Source organism: Cyanobacterium aponinum PCC 10605 (assembly GCF_000317675.1).
Classification (GTDB): Bacteria; Cyanobacteriota; Cyanobacteriia; order Cyanobacteriales; family Cyanobacteriaceae; genus PCC-10605.
In genome coordinates, this window is the sequence record NC_019776.1 from 2,586,642 (window position 1) to 2,601,044 (window position 14,403).

Annotated in this window: 14 protein-coding genes and 1 tRNA gene; 4 read left to right on the plus strand and 11 right to left on the minus strand. The window is 36.3% G+C overall.

What is annotated here, in order from left to right; translation table 11 throughout:
* Positions 1-140: 140 nt before the first annotated feature.
* Positions 141-214 (minus strand) — tRNA-Asp (locus CYAN10605_RS10745).
* A 166-nt stretch (positions 215-380) separates the two neighbouring features.
* On the opposite strand from CYAN10605_RS10745, the gene CYAN10605_RS10750 reads away from it, so the two are divergent.
* A complete protein-coding gene (locus CYAN10605_RS10750; protein ID WP_041922489.1) occupies positions 381-1,586 on the plus strand; it encodes an argininosuccinate synthase in 1,206 nt (401 codons plus the stop codon).
* Between the two features lie 181 nt (positions 1,587-1,767).
* Here CYAN10605_RS10750 and CYAN10605_RS10755 read toward each other — a convergent pair whose 3' ends face one another.
* The 4 genes from CYAN10605_RS10755 to CYAN10605_RS18170 form a co-directional block, all read right to left on the minus strand.
* Complete coding sequence (locus CYAN10605_RS10755; RefSeq protein ID WP_015219964.1) at positions 1,768-4,179, minus strand: endonuclease MutS2; 2,412 nt, start codon at positions 4,177-4,179, stop codon at positions 1,768-1,770.
* 60 nt (positions 4,180-4,239) lie between these two features.
* The gene (locus CYAN10605_RS10760) at positions 4,240-5,736 is read right to left on the minus strand and encodes a serine/threonine-protein kinase (RefSeq protein ID WP_015219965.1); all 1,497 of its coding nucleotides are present in this window, start codon (positions 5,734-5,736) and stop codon (positions 4,240-4,242) included.
* 291 nt (positions 5,737-6,027) lie between these two features.
* Positions 6,028-6,426: a Mini-ribonuclease 3 gene (locus CYAN10605_RS10765; RefSeq protein ID WP_015219966.1), complete on the minus strand. Its 399-nt coding sequence runs from the start codon at positions 6,424-6,426 to the stop codon at positions 6,028-6,030.
* A 298-nt stretch (positions 6,427-6,724) separates the two neighbouring features.
* Positions 6,725-7,066, minus strand: a complete 342-nt coding sequence (locus CYAN10605_RS18170) for an STAS domain-containing protein (protein ID WP_155084139.1) — start codon at positions 7,064-7,066, stop codon at positions 6,725-6,727.
* Between the two features lie 158 nt (positions 7,067-7,224).
* On the opposite strand from CYAN10605_RS18170, the gene CYAN10605_RS10770 reads away from it, so the two are divergent.
* The gene (locus CYAN10605_RS10770; protein WP_015219968.1) at positions 7,225-7,518 is read left to right on the plus strand and encodes a hypothetical protein; all 294 of its coding nucleotides are present in this window, start codon (positions 7,225-7,227) and stop codon (positions 7,516-7,518) included.
* An 83-nt stretch (positions 7,519-7,601) separates the two neighbouring features.
* On the opposite strand, the gene CYAN10605_RS10775 is transcribed toward CYAN10605_RS10770, so the two are convergent.
* Positions 7,602-8,138 (minus strand): RNA recognition motif domain-containing protein, encoded by a 537-nt coding sequence (locus CYAN10605_RS10775; protein ID WP_015219969.1) that lies wholly within the window; start codon positions 8,136-8,138, stop codon positions 7,602-7,604.
* A 530-nt stretch (positions 8,139-8,668) separates the two neighbouring features.
* Between CYAN10605_RS10775 and CYAN10605_RS10780 the strand changes: the two genes are divergently transcribed.
* Complete coding sequence (locus CYAN10605_RS10780; protein WP_041922823.1) at positions 8,669-8,848, plus strand: NblA/ycf18 family protein; 180 nt, start codon at positions 8,669-8,671, stop codon at positions 8,846-8,848.
* Positions 8,849-9,293: 445 nt separating this feature from the next.
* Here CYAN10605_RS10780 and CYAN10605_RS10785 read toward each other — a convergent pair whose 3' ends face one another.
* Entirely contained in the window at positions 9,294-9,614 is a 321-nt protein-coding gene (locus CYAN10605_RS10785) for a DUF3155 domain-containing protein (protein WP_041922824.1), read from the minus strand.
* A gap of 348 nt (positions 9,615-9,962) precedes the next feature.
* Here CYAN10605_RS10785 and lysS point away from each other — a divergent pair, with 348 nt between their 5' ends.
* On the plus strand, positions 9,963-11,534 hold the full coding sequence (gene lysS, locus CYAN10605_RS10790; protein ID WP_015219972.1) for a lysine--tRNA ligase: 1,572 nt from the start codon (positions 9,963-9,965) through the stop codon (positions 11,532-11,534).
* Positions 11,535-11,815: 281 nt separating this feature from the next.
* Here lysS and map read toward each other — a convergent pair whose 3' ends face one another.
* The 4 genes from map to CYAN10605_RS10810 all read right to left on the minus strand — a co-directional run bounded on the left by map (position 11,816) and on the right by CYAN10605_RS10810 (position 14,353).
* The gene (gene map / locus CYAN10605_RS10795; protein WP_015219973.1) at positions 11,816-12,667 is read right to left on the minus strand and encodes a type I methionyl aminopeptidase; all 852 of its coding nucleotides are present in this window, start codon (positions 12,665-12,667) and stop codon (positions 11,816-11,818) included.
* A gap of 127 nt (positions 12,668-12,794) precedes the next feature.
* Positions 12,795-13,379, minus strand: a complete 585-nt coding sequence (locus CYAN10605_RS10800; protein ID WP_015219974.1) for a chromophore lyase CpcT/CpeT — start codon at positions 13,377-13,379, stop codon at positions 12,795-12,797.
* 15 nt (positions 13,380-13,394) lie between these two features.
* Positions 13,395-14,051 (minus strand): C-phycocyanin alpha-cysteine-84 phycocyanobilin lyase subunit CpcF, encoded by a 657-nt coding sequence (gene cpcF / locus CYAN10605_RS10805; protein WP_015219975.1) that lies wholly within the window; start codon positions 14,049-14,051, stop codon positions 13,395-13,397.
* A 5-nt stretch (positions 14,052-14,056) separates the two neighbouring features.
* The gene (locus tag CYAN10605_RS10810; RefSeq protein ID WP_015219976.1) at positions 14,057-14,353 is read right to left on the minus strand and encodes a DUF7734 family protein; all 297 of its coding nucleotides are present in this window, start codon (positions 14,351-14,353) and stop codon (positions 14,057-14,059) included.
* Positions 14,354-14,403: the final 50 nt, after the last annotated feature.

Below are 14,403 nucleotides of genomic sequence, written 5' to 3' on the forward strand. Positions count from 1 at the left end.
TTTCATATTAAAATTATCAATCCCTAAAAGTAAAACACTGCTTTCTCAAAAATACAAGACCTATTTTTATTTCATGATAACATACTTAAAACAATACCTCAATAATGCTCAATAAGACTCCGACAGAAGCCTTCAAGTTACGGGACTGACGGGACTCGAACCCGCGACACCCTGCGTGACAGGCAGGTACTCTAACCAACTGAGCTACAATCCCATTTGACTGACATATTCAATGTTAACGAAAGAAAAAAAAAAAGTCAAGGCTAAATAACAAAAAATTTTTTCGATAAAAATAGACAAATCTTGACTTGCAATTGGGTTTGGTATGCTCTTATTGTTACAATAACCTGTTAGTCATAATGTTGGGTAATGTAAATTATATGAGTCGTGCCAATAAAGTAGTTTTAGCTTATTCTGGAGGGGTTGACACCTCCGTCTGTATTCCCTACCTCAAAAACGAATGGGGTGTAAAAGAAGTTATCACCCTAGCGGCAGATTTAGGGCAAGGAGAAGAATTAGCTCCTATTCAAGAAAAAGCCCTCAAATGTGGTGCTGTTGAGTCTTTAGTTGAAAACGCAACGGAAGAGTTTGTCACTAATTATGCTTTCCCTGCCATTAAAGCTAATGCTTTATACGAAAATCGTTATCCTCTATCTACTGCTTTAGCTCGTCCTTTAATTGCAAAATTATTAGTCGAGGCGGCTGAAAAATATGGAGCGGATGCTGTTGCTCATGGTTGCACAGGAAAAGGAAATGATCAAGTCAGATTTGACTTAGGAATTACTGCTTTAAATCCTAATTTGAAAATTTTAGCCCCTGCTAGAGAGTGGGGAATGAGTAGAGAAGAAACTATTGCCTATGGAGAAAAATTTGGTATTGAGTCTCCTGTCAAAAAATCTTCTCCCTATAGCATCGATCGCAACTTATTAGGACGTAGTATAGAAGCAGGACCTTTAGAAGATCCGATGACAGAACCCCCAGAAGAAATTTATGCTTTAACTAAATCTATTACTGATGCCCCTAATGAGCCTCAATATGTAGAAATTACTTTTGAAAAGGGTATTCCCGTAGCGGTAGATGGAGAAGCCTTATCCCCTGTGGCACTGATTACTAAATTGAATGAAATTGCTGGTAATCACGGTGTTGGCAGATTGGATATGATTGAAAATAGAGTTGTGGGTATCAAGTCGAGAGAAATTTATGAAGCCCCTGCATTGTTGGTCTTAATTAAAGCCCATGAAGATTTAGAAAGCCTCACTTTAACCAGCGATGTTACCCATTATAAACGAGCTCAAATTGACTTAATGTACACCCGTTTGGTTTATGAGGGTTTATGGTATAGCCCTTTAAAATCTGCTTTAGATGCTTTTATTGACCAAACTCAAGACAGAGTAAGCGGCGTTGTGAGAATTAAATTTTTCAAAGGTAATGCTACCATTGTGGGCAGAAAATCTCATTATTCTCTTTATAGTCCTGATTTGTCAACCTATGGTAGTGACGACAAATTTGACCATAAAGCCGCCGAGGGATTCATTTATATTTGGGGATTGTCCTCCCGTGTTTGGGCGGAAAAAACCAGACTTTAATCGGTACTTTAAGGGGAAGTAATGGGTTAGGAAAAAGGTATCAGGTGATGAGGTGATGAGGTGATGAGGGGAAGGGGTGAGAGGGGGAAGTAGGGGCAATGGCTATTCCCTCGTACAAATGTTCGGAGTTTTTAATTTTTAATTTTTAATTATCAACTATTCACTATTCACCTTTGCCCTTTTAATTCAAATAAGCAACCGTAACCCCTGCCCCTCCTTCTTTTTGGGGTGCTAGTTCATAATGACTCACTTGGGGATGACTATCTAAAAATTCGTGTACCCCTTGTCGTAGGCTTCCTGTCCCCTTACCATGCACAATCCACACTGTACCCATGTCCGTTGCAGATGCGATCGCTTTTTCTAAGATAGGATAGGCTAAATGTACTCTTTTACCTCGAATATCAACACTGTTGCGGGAAGTGCGTATAGCTGTAGGGGGGCTTTTCGTCTCCGTTTTGACAGGATTTTTCCCAGGGGTAACGGGGGGTTTTTCTTTAACGGGAGTTTCAGGTTTTTCCCATCGTTTACCGTCAAGGGATTCTAAATCAGAGAAGGGGATAACCATTTTCATTAAGCCAAAACGGGCGCTGATTTGCTCGTTGCTGTCATCTACCCCCAACACTTCCGCTACCTGCCCAATACTCAAAATTCTGACCCTTTCTCCCACTTTGGGTTTATAACTAGATTTGGACTTACTTTTTTGAATAGGAGTCAAAAAGCGATCGCCAATTTTCCCTAAATTTTCCGTTGCTTGGTGTGCATCTTGGGCGGTGGGACTTCCTTTTTGTTTTAACCCCTTAATAACTTGGTTAATTTGGCTTTTAGCGTCTAATAAGAGCTTATGAACTTCTTGTTCTTGTTCTTTCTTTAAATCTCTCTCTCTTGCCTGTAAAGAGATAGCTTTTGCTTCTACCTGTTGATAGAATAACTCCGTTTTGGTTAACAAATCCTGTGCCTGTTGATGCTTATCTTCTTGCTCTTTCCTCTGTTTTTCTAAGGCAGAAATCAATTCATTGACATCCGCAGAAAAGCCTCCGACTAATTCTTTTGCTTCGGCAACAATGTCATCATTTAACCCCAATCTTTGAGCGATAGTAATGGCATTAGAGCGCCCCGGAATGCCCCATAATAAACGATAGGTAGGCTGTAAACTCACATCGTCAAATTCCACTGACGCATTCTCAAAGCGGGAATCGCTATATTTCAGGCTTTTTAACTCCCCATAGTGGGTAGTGGCGATGGTTAAGAGGTTATTACTAGCTAAATATTTCAAAATAGAAATTGCGATCGCAGTTCCTTCATTGGGATCTGTACCAGCTCCAACTTCATCTAACAATACTAACGAGTTATTTTCTTTAATTTCATCTAAAATACGGACAATACGACGAATATGCCCTGAAAAAGTAGATAAACTTTGTTGTAAGGACTGCTCATCACCAATATCGGCTAAAACATTATTAAACCAAGGAATTCTTGCGGGGGATTTTGCAGGAATAAATAAACCTACTTTTGCCATTAACGCCACCATACCGATGGTTTTCAATGTGACAGTTTTACCCCCTGTATTCGGTCCTGTAATGGCGACAACCCTTGTTTCTGGGGAAATACGGACATCAATGGGAATTACTTGACTTCCTTCTTCGTGTCTTTCTTGCCACACTAATAGAGGATGTCTAACCTGTCTTAAAGTGATGCTTTCTCCGTCAGCAAAATCCACAAACTCAGGGGGATAAGCATCTAACCATAGGCTATATCTTGCCCTTGCGGTTGCTAAATCCAAAGTGGTTGCCACAGCGAGTAATTCTTCTAAGTCTTGCCAATTTTCGGCTACTTTCTCCGATAAAGCTCTTAATATCTTTTCTTCTTCTCTTTTTTCTTGATTACGGCTAGTTTGTAGCTTATTTCCCAATTCAACCACCGCTTTCGGTTCAACGTATAAAGTTGAGCCTGTGCTAGAAGTATCATGGACAATACCGGTAATTATACCACTATGATCCGCTTTCACTGGTAGCACGAAGCGATCGCCCCTTTGGGTGATGACTAATTCTTGTAAGGCATTGCCATAACGTTGAATAATACCTTGTAAAGTTTGTTGAATTTTACTGCGTAAGGACTTTATTTTTTGTCTAATTTCTGCTAACTGAGGACTTGCTCTTTCTGTGATTTCGCCCCTATCATCTATACAATAATGAATTTCTTGTTCTAATTCAGGAAAAGTTCGAATATTCGCAACTAATTCTTGGAGAGTAATTAAGTCATTTTTATCATCAATAATTCTTCTTAATTTACGCACCCCTGCCAAAGTTGTCGCTAAATTGAGCAACTCCTCCCCTGATAACATACCGCCCATTTTTGCCCTTTCAATACCATCACCCACGTCATGAATACCCTGAAAAGACCAATTACAGTTAATATCTGTTTCTAATGTGACAACTTCTTGAGTCTGTGCTAATAATAACCTCGTGTGAGCAAGGGTAGAAGGAATGGTTAAATTTTGAGATGCGATCGCACCTAACTTTGTTGAGGCAAAAGTGGAAAGATGTTGACATAACCTTTGCCATTCTAGTAGTTTTAAAGTCTCTTTTTCAATCAAGGCTCAATCAGTGACTATATTTCCAATAGGTTTTAATCAATTCTAACCTAAACTGAGGTTTTACCAGATATGTCTCTTACCATCTGGAAATATGGTAGCCCAATTAGTTTGACTTTGTTGTATTTGTTCCTCTGTTATATTTGCGTCCGTTAAGTTTGCACCGCAAAGATTAGTTCCTTCCAAATTAGCACCTTCCAAATTAGCAGATTTTAAATTAGCATTGCGCAAATCGGCTGATTGTAAATCAGCTTTAAAAAAATAAACTCTAGTTAGATTGGCTTTAAAAAATCTTGCTCCTGCTAAATTCGCACAATAAAAATTAGCTCCTTCTAAATTAGCCTCTTCAAAATTTACTCTAATTAACTGACAGTTACGAAAATTAATATCAGGTATTTCCCCTTGAGCAAAATTCAATTGATTGAAATTTTGTCCATTAAAATCCCTTCTCCCATTGAGATACGCATTTAAAACAGTACGAGGGTTAACCTGAGTTATATACTTACTTTTTCCCTGACGAGATTTTCTCGCTCTAATTGCCATGGCTAAACGAGAAGTTGCTGATAAATGAGTATTTTGGGATGTATTATCTTTTTCCTCTATTTCTTTTTTATCTTTCCCTTGAGCATTCAACATTCCTTCCTCTAATTCCTTTGCATAGGGCATTATATCTAAATCCTTAATTACCTCATCCGCCGACTTATAGCGATCGCGCAAATTCATTTCTAACATTCGAGAAAGGACTTTTTCAAAACTTTTACTTACCTTTATTTCTCTCTGCCAAGCTAATTCTCCCGTTAACTCATCAATGGGAAAATCTTTTGGAGACTTCGCACTCATCAGATAAAGACACGTTGCCCCCAAAGCATAAATATCACTAGCATAAAAAGGACGCATTGCTAATTGTTCAGGAGGGGCAAATCCCATTGTACCCACAGCAAATTCCGTTAAAGCCGTTTGTCCATAAGTTTTAGCTAAATGACTATTAACTTGATCCTTTACCGCTCCAAAATCGATTAAAACAAGTCTCCCATCCTGCTCACGACGAATAATATTTGCGGGTTTAATATCTCGATGAATAATCTTTAAAGAATGAATATATTTAAGTATCTCTAAAACTTCCAACAAAAATTTTTTCACCTTGGTTTCACTAAAAATCCCATCTTTTTTCACCTCTTGTTGCAACGTCTTACCCTTGACCCAATTTTGTACTAAATAAAATCTCTTATCTTGTTCAAAGTAATCCAACAATCTAGGTATTTGAGGATGATCTAATTTTCCTAAAGTTTTTGCTTCTCTCTCAAACAAATCTAATGCCATCTCAAAAGCATCAGGGTCATTCGCAGAAGGTCTTAATTGCTTCACTACACATAGGGGATTACCCGGCAGAGATAAATCTATACTCAAAAAAGTTGCCCCAAATCCACCCTTACCAATTTTCTTAACCGCACGATAACGCCCATGTAAAATTAAATCGCCACCACAATTTTGACAAATCTTTAAATTAGATGGGTTTTGTGGCAGAGAACAATCGGGATTTAGGCAATAACTCAGAATCATTCAGCATTTGTTATGTCGCTCTATTGATAATCAGTATAGCGATTTTAGTGATGGGGTGAATAGTTATTAATCATGAATAAATCTCAAAAGGGCAAGGGGCAAAGTCAATGGGCAATGGACAATGGGTAAAAGGCAAGAGTGTTTAATTAACTTCCCTCTAACGCCCCAACACCCTGTTTCTCTCTCTGCCCTCATCTCCCCATCCCTTAAAACCTTGACACCTGCAACCTGCAACCTGCAGCCTGAAACCTGACACCTACCCTTATCCAATATTCTTAAACCGAACTGAGGTTAATTATATTTTTGTGTAACATCCGTTAAATGAGATAAAAGAAACTCTAACCTTTCTGGCTCAGAAATATACAAGTATCCCAAAAGAGTTTCAAATCCACTAGCCGCTTGATAAGTTTGTAACGGTAAACGACGAGGAGATTTATTAACCGCATTTCTACCCCTACGCACCCAATCTTTCTCTATGTCGTTGAGAAGAGGATAAATATTTTGTAAATATGTTGCCTGAGACTCCGCCCTGACTTTGCTGACAACAACATGATGGTAGTCCGCTATTTTTTTTGAGGGCAATAAGTAGGAGGTACGAATATATAGCTCATAAACTGCATCGCCAATATAAGCGAGAGCATCAGGAGAAACTTGCGACAATACTTTAGAAATGTCATCACTTTCAAACACCAATTTAGACAAGACTTTTACCTCATTCCGAGTTTCAGAGTGAGGTGGTGGAGAAAATGAAAGTTGTGTTTTTTTCTTAGACAAATCCGTAAATCAAGATTGTAGTTTAAATTTATTCTGAGACTTTATTGTTAGAACAAACGTAATGGTTGACTAAAATTAATTGATTTAACCGTAGTCAAACTCGAATATTTATTACTAACTTATCAATTGGTCATGGACGTAGTTAGTTTTCTACGTCCTTGTCAAACTCCTATCCTCACAAATCCATTTTTGATTGTAATAGTCAAGACATGAGTTAAACATTTTTCAAAGCCTCATCGAGAGAGTTCTGTAACTTAAGAAACTTCTCTAATCTTACCATTTTTACAGTCTGGGTAACTCTAGGATTAGTAACAATTTGCATTTTTCCTTTCACATTCTCAACTTGTTTGGCAATGCGTACTAACGCACCTAGTCCAGAACTATCAATAAAATCGATTTGAGATAAATCAAGGACAATTTTATTAGCTTTATCTGAAATATACCCAGAAATGATTTTCTGAAAAGTTGGCTCAGAAAATGCGTCTAGTTGACCAATGAGATGAAAGATTTGACAATTATTTCTGACTTCACGAGTCCCTCTAAGACTAACAGTCAGGTTTAGTTGTTCGGAAATAGCAACCTCCTTACTTCTCGTAGTTGTTAAAATAGCGATGATCGGTTAATAGTATAATATAGCCTATTATTTGGGTCAATTAATTTTTTCTGTCTGTTTTTTTCTCAATTCGCTTAATTTTTTTCGTTAGGATCTTTTTTATGAGTTCTTTTTTGGGCAGATTCTCTTTATTGTGGTTTTTATTCTTTTTTGGTCATTTTTCAGCTATTGCCTTACCTCCTCCCGATGATATTCCGGAAGAAGTTTTAGCAACAGAAATTATTACAGAAGCGCGATCGCCTCTTAATAATGAACCCCTTACAACAGAGGAATATGTGACCCTCACAGAAAAACAAGCAAATAGTAAATATCCACCTCAAATAAGTTCCGATATACGCCAGAAAATATTTTTGCTAAGAATTATCAACCTTATCAGAACAATCTCTCCTTTGTAACTCCCTTCAAAAAAGAAAAAAGCCCTACAATAAATAATAAAGTAGAGCTGATGAAGGAATTTGTTTTATAACAATGTCAAATCCTAATTAGAAGTCTGAGCGGCAAACATTTCTTTTAACTTATTGAGTTCATTTGCCCAACGAGGATCTGGTTGAATAGATTCAGAAACCGAAACGGCTTTTTGAGTTTTAGCCTTACCACCTTTACGATTTTTCTTCGGTTTTTTATTGTTATTATTACGACGAGAAGGCTTATTATCAGTGTTAGCTTCTACCTGATTATTATTAGTTGTTTCAGCTTCTTCCTGTTGTTCCCCTTCTTCCTTGCTACCCTTATTACGAGGTAACGCTTTTTCTATAACTAAAAGGAAATCCTTACCCTCTTCATCCTTATAGGTTTCACCATTATAAACTAATGGCTTTTCATTATATCTGTTAATAAAATCTTCCGCCGCCTCATCACTGGGGACAGTTACAAAACCAAAACCACGACATTCTTTTTTCTTTCTTTCTTTTATTAACTTAGTGGTAAAAGAAGGCTCAAAATCACTAAACATTTTTTCTAAACCTTCTTTCTCTATTTCCGCCTTTGGTAACTTCACATATAGACGTACAGACATTTAGATTTCCTCCATTAATGTTAAATATTTGGTTGATTATTCGTAAAATTTATAAAATTACCACAGATTAACTCTTTCTATTCACAACAAATGAGCTAGTTGAACCCTACAAGGCATAACTAACTCTTAATCGCTGATGTTTTATTTTATTTTGTCTGTCAGATGAAGCTATTAAGATCATTGACTGTTTATTATCAACTTAGTTTAGAACTTTATTTTATCTTTATCGAGAATAATCTGAAGTATTGGTATTTGTTTTACTAACAGTTCTTATTTATTCCCTTAGATCCTATCACAGTTATTAATTTCTGTTAAGTATAATAGGAAATATCTTTAACTTTTTTTAACCTCAGTTAACTGACGAACTTTTTTACTATAAGTATTTATGCTTATTGTTCAAGATGAGCAGTTTAACAATTTTGGTTATGTTACTCATTAAGATAATTGATTTGACACTAGGTAAAACGCAAAATTTTACCCTTATCAAGGATAGCAGTTTTTACTTTGAAAGTAAAGGAGAATATGAGATTATGTCTAATTCAGTCGGTTTGTCTTTAGAACAACAATTCAATCTTCGTTCTTTTGAAACTCAGGTAGAGAAAATGACAAAAGAACAAGCACAAGACTTTTTAGTTAAACTTTATGCAGAAATGCTTGTTAGGGAAAATCTTTATAAAGACACATTAAAACATCAATGGGGTTTAGAATAAATTTTTCCTGCCATCATTAAATTCATTCATCTATCTTTTATATCAGCCTCCCTCTCTTGCTTGGTTCTAAAAGAAATAAGCTGGGGTTGCCGGGGTGAAAAATTGAAAAAATTGGTTTTTTTATAAATATCTTTTCTTCAAAATATGAAATAAGATTTTTAAAGAAATTAATAATTATCAAAATACTGACAATTCTAAACTTATAAATGTGTAATCTTAAAGTTTAACTCCTCCTCAAAATTATAAAGTTTAAGATAAATAGCAATCAAATTAATGAGCCAGAAAGCACTGTCAAATAAAAAGAAGCTCAGAAATAAATCTTAAAGCTAGTTTAAGTTAGTCTAAAAAATCAGTTGAAAAAAATAAATTTAGTTAACCATAATCTCAAGACTAAAAAACTAATATTAAAATTTATTCCGAGCCCCAATAAATAAAAAGTATTAGCTTAATGAGTGGTAGATAAAATAGGAGCAGTTCCCTTAACTTGGGGTTTAATAATCCTCAAACTAGGAAAAAGAAAATGATTTTCCTCAACATACTGAGCACCAAACAAACCTTTTTCTGCCCAGAAATAGCGATCAGTTGTGTGTTCATTTCTTTTGACAACTAAAACAGCAGGAGGTGTAATTCCATTTGCTCTTATATGTTTACGAGCGGCGGTGACTGGTTTATCTTCACCACTTTCTATATGATAGTGAGGCACTAGCTCTAATATTTTGCGTCCCTCAAGGCGGCGGCGACTTTTACGTTTTCTTTTTCTTGCCAACCTTATGTCCTCCTTCATAAGTTAAATGTTATTTTTACTACATTTTGGGGCAATTATATAATGTTTGCTTAAAAATGTCAAGATAGTTTAATTAACTTGAGTTCAGGATAAATTTTCATCTCTGAGTGATGGGCAAAAGAGCAATGGACAAGGGGCAATGGTGACGAGTTGATAGTTGATTCGGAGTTTGAAAAAAGAGGGTTAAATAAATAGTTGATAATTAAAAAATACCAGCAACCTAAAACTTGCTTTCATCCGATATTCTTCGATCGAGCTGAGGTTAGATAGCGAAAGTAAGATATAATGGATATTCTGCAGTTTAAAGATAGTGAACAATAAATTATAAATATGTTTTGGGCGGATAAAATAGCGGCTTCCTCACACCAAGAAGAATTAGTAAACGATTCCAAAACCCCTTCAGGTAGAGTTCATGTAGGTTCTGTTAGAGGGGTGATTATTCATGACGTTATGTATCGGGCTTTGAAAAGAGCAGGAAAGCCGGTAAAGTTTACCTATGGAGTTGATGATTACGACGCTTTAGATACAGTCCCCCATTATTTAGATAAAGAAAAATTTTCTCCTTATTTAGGTTATCCTCTTTGTAATGTTCCTTCTCCCGACGAAAATGCCCCTGATTATGCCAAATATTTTATGGGTGAATTTTTAGAAGTATTTGAATATTTAGGGGTGAAAGCCGAAATTTACTATTTGAGAGACTTATATCGTTCAGGAAAATTAAACCCCTATATCGACAAATTTCTCAATCATGCTCAGGATGTTAGAGAAGTTTATCGAGATGTAAGTAAAGCCGATCGCGCCGATAATTGGTATCCTTTTCAAGTAATCTGTCCTAATTGTGGCAAGATAGCAACTACCAATGTAACTGACTATAATGGTTCAGAAGTATTTTTTACCTGTAAGGAAGATGCCACTGACTGGGTGAAAGGATGTGGACATCAAGGCTGGATTTCTCCTTTTGACGGTAATGGCAAACTTCCGTGGAAAGTTGAATGGGTTGCCAAGTGGGATTTAGTTGGTGTAACCATGGAAATGGCGGGGAAAGACCATTCTCAAAAAGGTGGCTCAAGGGATGTAGCAAATGCTATTTGTCGTAAAGTTTTACATAAAAAACCCCCTTTCCATTCTCCCTATGAATTTATTTTGGTTAACGGTACAAAAATGAGTTCTTCTAAGGGGGTGGGTTCAAGTGCCAAAGATATGGCAGATTTGTTGCCTCCAGAGTTATTACGCTTTTTAATGTTAAGAACTCAACCAAAAACGGTGATTAATTTTGCTCCTAATTATGAGACGATCACTCGTTTATTTAGAGATTATGATAATCTTTTAAATCAATATGCTCAACTGCAAAAGGAAAATGAAAATGTAGAATTAGACAGAACTTTGTTACCTCTATTCTATGCTCAATTAGAGGAGGAAATTAAACCTTATTATACTTTCGACATTAGTACTCTCATTTCCTTATTACAAGTACCCCATTTAGACTTAAAAGCGGAAATAGAAAAAAGAGCAGAAACAGAATTAACCGACTATGATTGGGAGAAAATAAACGAACGTATTGCCGTAGCGAAAAAATGGTTAGAAGATTATGCCGATGAGGAAGAAAAACTGGTAATTTATTTTGATAATATTCCTGAAACCGCCTCTGGGTTGAGCGATGAACAAAAACAATATTTGACTAAATTAAAAGAAAATTTAATCGCTTTGGAAAAATGGGAAGGGGAAGAATTGCAAACTGCTTTATTTACTGCCACTAAACAATTAGGGATTAGTCCTAGTGTTGCTTTTCCTGCCATTTATTATTCGTTTTTAGGTAAGGAAAGAGGACCTAAAGCTGGTTATTTATTTTCTTATTTAGATAAGGATTTTGTTTTAAAACGTTTAGAGGAAGTTGTAAAATAGGGTCAGTTAGTAGTGAGGGCTTCAGCCCTTATTCTCATAACTTTTGCAACCCCTAAAGGGGTAACTACGAACTTTAGTTGTATTTAACGGGAGCTACTTATTAAGTAAACCAGAGTTGGGGATAAATTTTCCTAGTTATGGTAAAAAAAGAGGAAAAGGGAAAAGTGACTAATAAGTTAATATTCAAAAAAACAAACTGTCAAACCTGCCAACTGAAGCCTGTAACCTGACACCTACACTTATTCGATATTCCTAAGCCTAACTGAGATCAATTAAAGTGCTTAGTCTCGCCAAGTTAGAATTTCATAGCCATCATCAGTTACTAAAACAGTATGCTCGAACTGGGCTGAAAGACATTTATCAATGGTTACGACTGTCCAACGATCTTTAAGGGTACGAGTTTTATTACTACCTACATTAACAATGGGTTCAATGGCTAAAGTCATTCCACTGCGCAATTTTACATTGGGTAAATCTCTAGTGCGAACGTTAAATACAGAAGGTTCTTCATGTAAATTTCTACCTACACCATGTCCCACGAAATTTTCTACTACAGAAAACCCATTTTTTTCTACATAATCTTGAATTGCTCCTGCTATATCCATTAAATAATTACCGGCTTTTACTTGCTCGATTCCTTGATACATAGCTTTTTCAGCTACTTCTAATAACTTAACTCCTTGTCTTTTGATTTTACCAATGGGGAAACTAATACAGGAGTCACCGTGATAGCCATTATAAAAAGCTCCCGTATCAACTTTGACAATATCACCCATTTTCAGGACTTTTTTGGGGTTAGGAATGCCATGGACTACTTCATCATTAATACAAGCACAAATGGAGGCGGGAAAGCCATGATAACCTTTAAAACTAGGAGTTGCCCCCATTTCTCGAATACGCTTTTCTGCATAGGCGTCTAAATCCGCCGTTGTCATTCCGGGTTTGGCAATTTCTTGAATTTCTTTTAATACTGTTGCCACTATTTTCCCTGAAACCCTCATGATTTCGATTTCAGCTTCAGTTTTTATTTCTATTCCCCTGCGACTTTTTTTTATTGGCGGAAGTCCTTTTGTTTTGGGGGGATTTTTTTTGCTGTTTTGGCTAGGAAATAATAATTCTCTTAACTGTTTCATAGGTTAGATGAATGAATTTGGGGGTTGAAGAGGGAAAAAATGAAAAAGGAAGTATATTTGATGTTTTTTTTGACAATTTACGTTTCTATCAGTATTTATGAGTGGAAAAGTCAGTCATTGCTATAAATTAAACTTCATGGGCAAAACTTTCAATTCTGGTAAAGTGGAATGGTCCGGCAACAGAACCCCACAATAATTCATCTGTAACTAAATCTCTACCTCGATCGAAACTAATTAGTTTACGTTCATCAATTTCAAAGGAGTTATCTAAATAGGATTCTTTTCCTTTTCTAACTACAATACAGGCTTTACCCGGTTTGATGTAACCTTTAAAATGACTTCCATTCCATTCGGCAATCATATCACAACCATTCATTTTTTCTAAATGGTCAATAGTTAATTCTTTCAATTTTTCTCGATTACGGGAAGCTCCATAAAATTCGGCTTCTTCTTTCAGTTTGTAGTGTTCTAATTCTAAATGATCATCCACTGCTTGAATTTTAAATACTCTTAAACGATAGGGTTGATTCAAGAGAAAATCGTAGGCTTGTTCAAGAAAAAGACTTGTACCACCGAGGAGAGATTCGGGGAGGGGGCGCATACAAACTCGAATATGAGCGAAAAAAGGGGGGTTATCCCATGCCTGTTGTTGATTGCTGAAGTCAGCCGCCATTAATCGGGCTAATCCTTTTACATCTGTTGATTTACTCATATTCTTAAAAAATTGCTATACTTCCTGTTTGATTTTTGTCAATGCTAGTTTAGCACGGGTTTGAACCCCGATCTCATCGTCTTTTTGAGATAGTAATGTTAATTGTTCAACAATTTGAGGTATTAAATAATTGTTATTAAAGGCTTTTAGGCTTTGTGTTAAGTTTTCTAAAGCAACAATGGAGGCGTAACGAACTACCCATTCTCCATCTTGAATAGTTAAGCAAAGGGTGCGGAAAATTTTTTCTTGGGTTGGGGCAATATCTTCTGGGGGTAAGCTAGACAATTGAATATTTCCTAATCCTTTTGTTGCCGCTCTTCTCACGCTCAGGGAAAAGTCTGTAGTAGCGGCACTAATTAGTAAGTCTAAGGCTCTAATATCCCCAATTCCTGCAAATACTCTTAATGCCCATGCTCTTGCCCCATAATTATAATCATCAAGGTTTTTCATCAGAGGTGCGATCGCAATTTCTCCGAGATTGATTAAGCCTTCTGTGGCGGCAACGGCGGCACCGGGGTTATTGAAACCTAATACTTGAATTAGGGTGGGTATGGCTTCGGGAGATTGAGCGGCGGCTAATTTTTGTACTGCCTGAAGTAGTTTGACGGCTGAATCTGCTTCGTTGACAGCGTTAATTAGTTGTTGAACTGATGTTTCTAGGGTTTGAGTCATAAGTATTATTTGGATTCGTTTTCCCTTAGTAATTTTAGCAATTCTGACGGAGATATATTTTTTTCAATATATTGGGGATTATTTGGATTATAAGGACTTAAGATGCGATCGCAGCTTATAATTTCTCCATCAGGAGATAAAATAGGCATATCAGGATCAAAAGCAGTTGAACCAGTTAAATTGCTGGAAAATCCTTTAAAAATCATAATTTCTACCTCCTCTTGATTATCTCTAGCCCTTAAGATTAATACCTCTTGAGGATGATTTTCACTATATTTTTCTATTTCTTGAATCGTGATCATTGATAAGTAAATCGTTGTCAAAAGTACCCATATCTGGTTATACTATTGTA

What these genes read in the sequence shown, in the direction of transcription:
- CYAN10605_RS10760 (WP_015219965.1), bottom strand. Translation starts at nt 5,736, where the DNA reads ATGATTCTGAGTTATTGCCTAAATCCCGATTGTTCTCTGCCACAAAAC.
- CYAN10605_RS10800 (WP_015219974.1), bottom strand. Translation starts at nt 13,379, where the DNA reads ATGAGTAAATCAACAGATGTAAAAGGATTAGCCCGATTAATGGCGGCT.
- CYAN10605_RS10775 (WP_015219969.1), bottom strand. Translation starts at nt 8,138, where the DNA reads ATGTCTGTACGTCTATATGTGAAGTTACCAAAGGCGGAAATAGAGAAA.
- cpcF (WP_015219975.1), bottom strand. Translation starts at nt 14,051, where the DNA reads ATGACTCAAACCCTAGAAACATCAGTTCAACAACTAATTAACGCTGTC.
- CYAN10605_RS10770 (WP_015219968.1), top strand. Translation starts at nt 7,225, where the DNA reads ATGAGTTCTTTTTTGGGCAGATTCTCTTTATTGTGGTTTTTATTCTTT.
- CYAN10605_RS10810 (WP_015219976.1), bottom strand. Translation starts at nt 14,353, where the DNA reads ATGATCACGATTCAAGAAATAGAAAAATATAGTGAAAATCATCCTCAA.
- lysS (WP_015219972.1), top strand. Translation starts at nt 9,963, where the DNA reads ATGTTTTGGGCGGATAAAATAGCGGCTTCCTCACACCAAGAAGAATTA.
- CYAN10605_RS10780 (WP_041922823.1), top strand. Translation starts at nt 8,669, where the DNA reads ATGTCTAATTCAGTCGGTTTGTCTTTAGAACAACAATTCAATCTTCGT.
- CYAN10605_RS10750 (WP_041922489.1), top strand. Translation starts at nt 381, where the DNA reads ATGAGTCGTGCCAATAAAGTAGTTTTAGCTTATTCTGGAGGGGTTGAC.
- map (WP_015219973.1), bottom strand. Translation starts at nt 12,667, where the DNA reads ATGAAACAGTTAAGAGAATTATTATTTCCTAGCCAAAACAGCAAAAAA.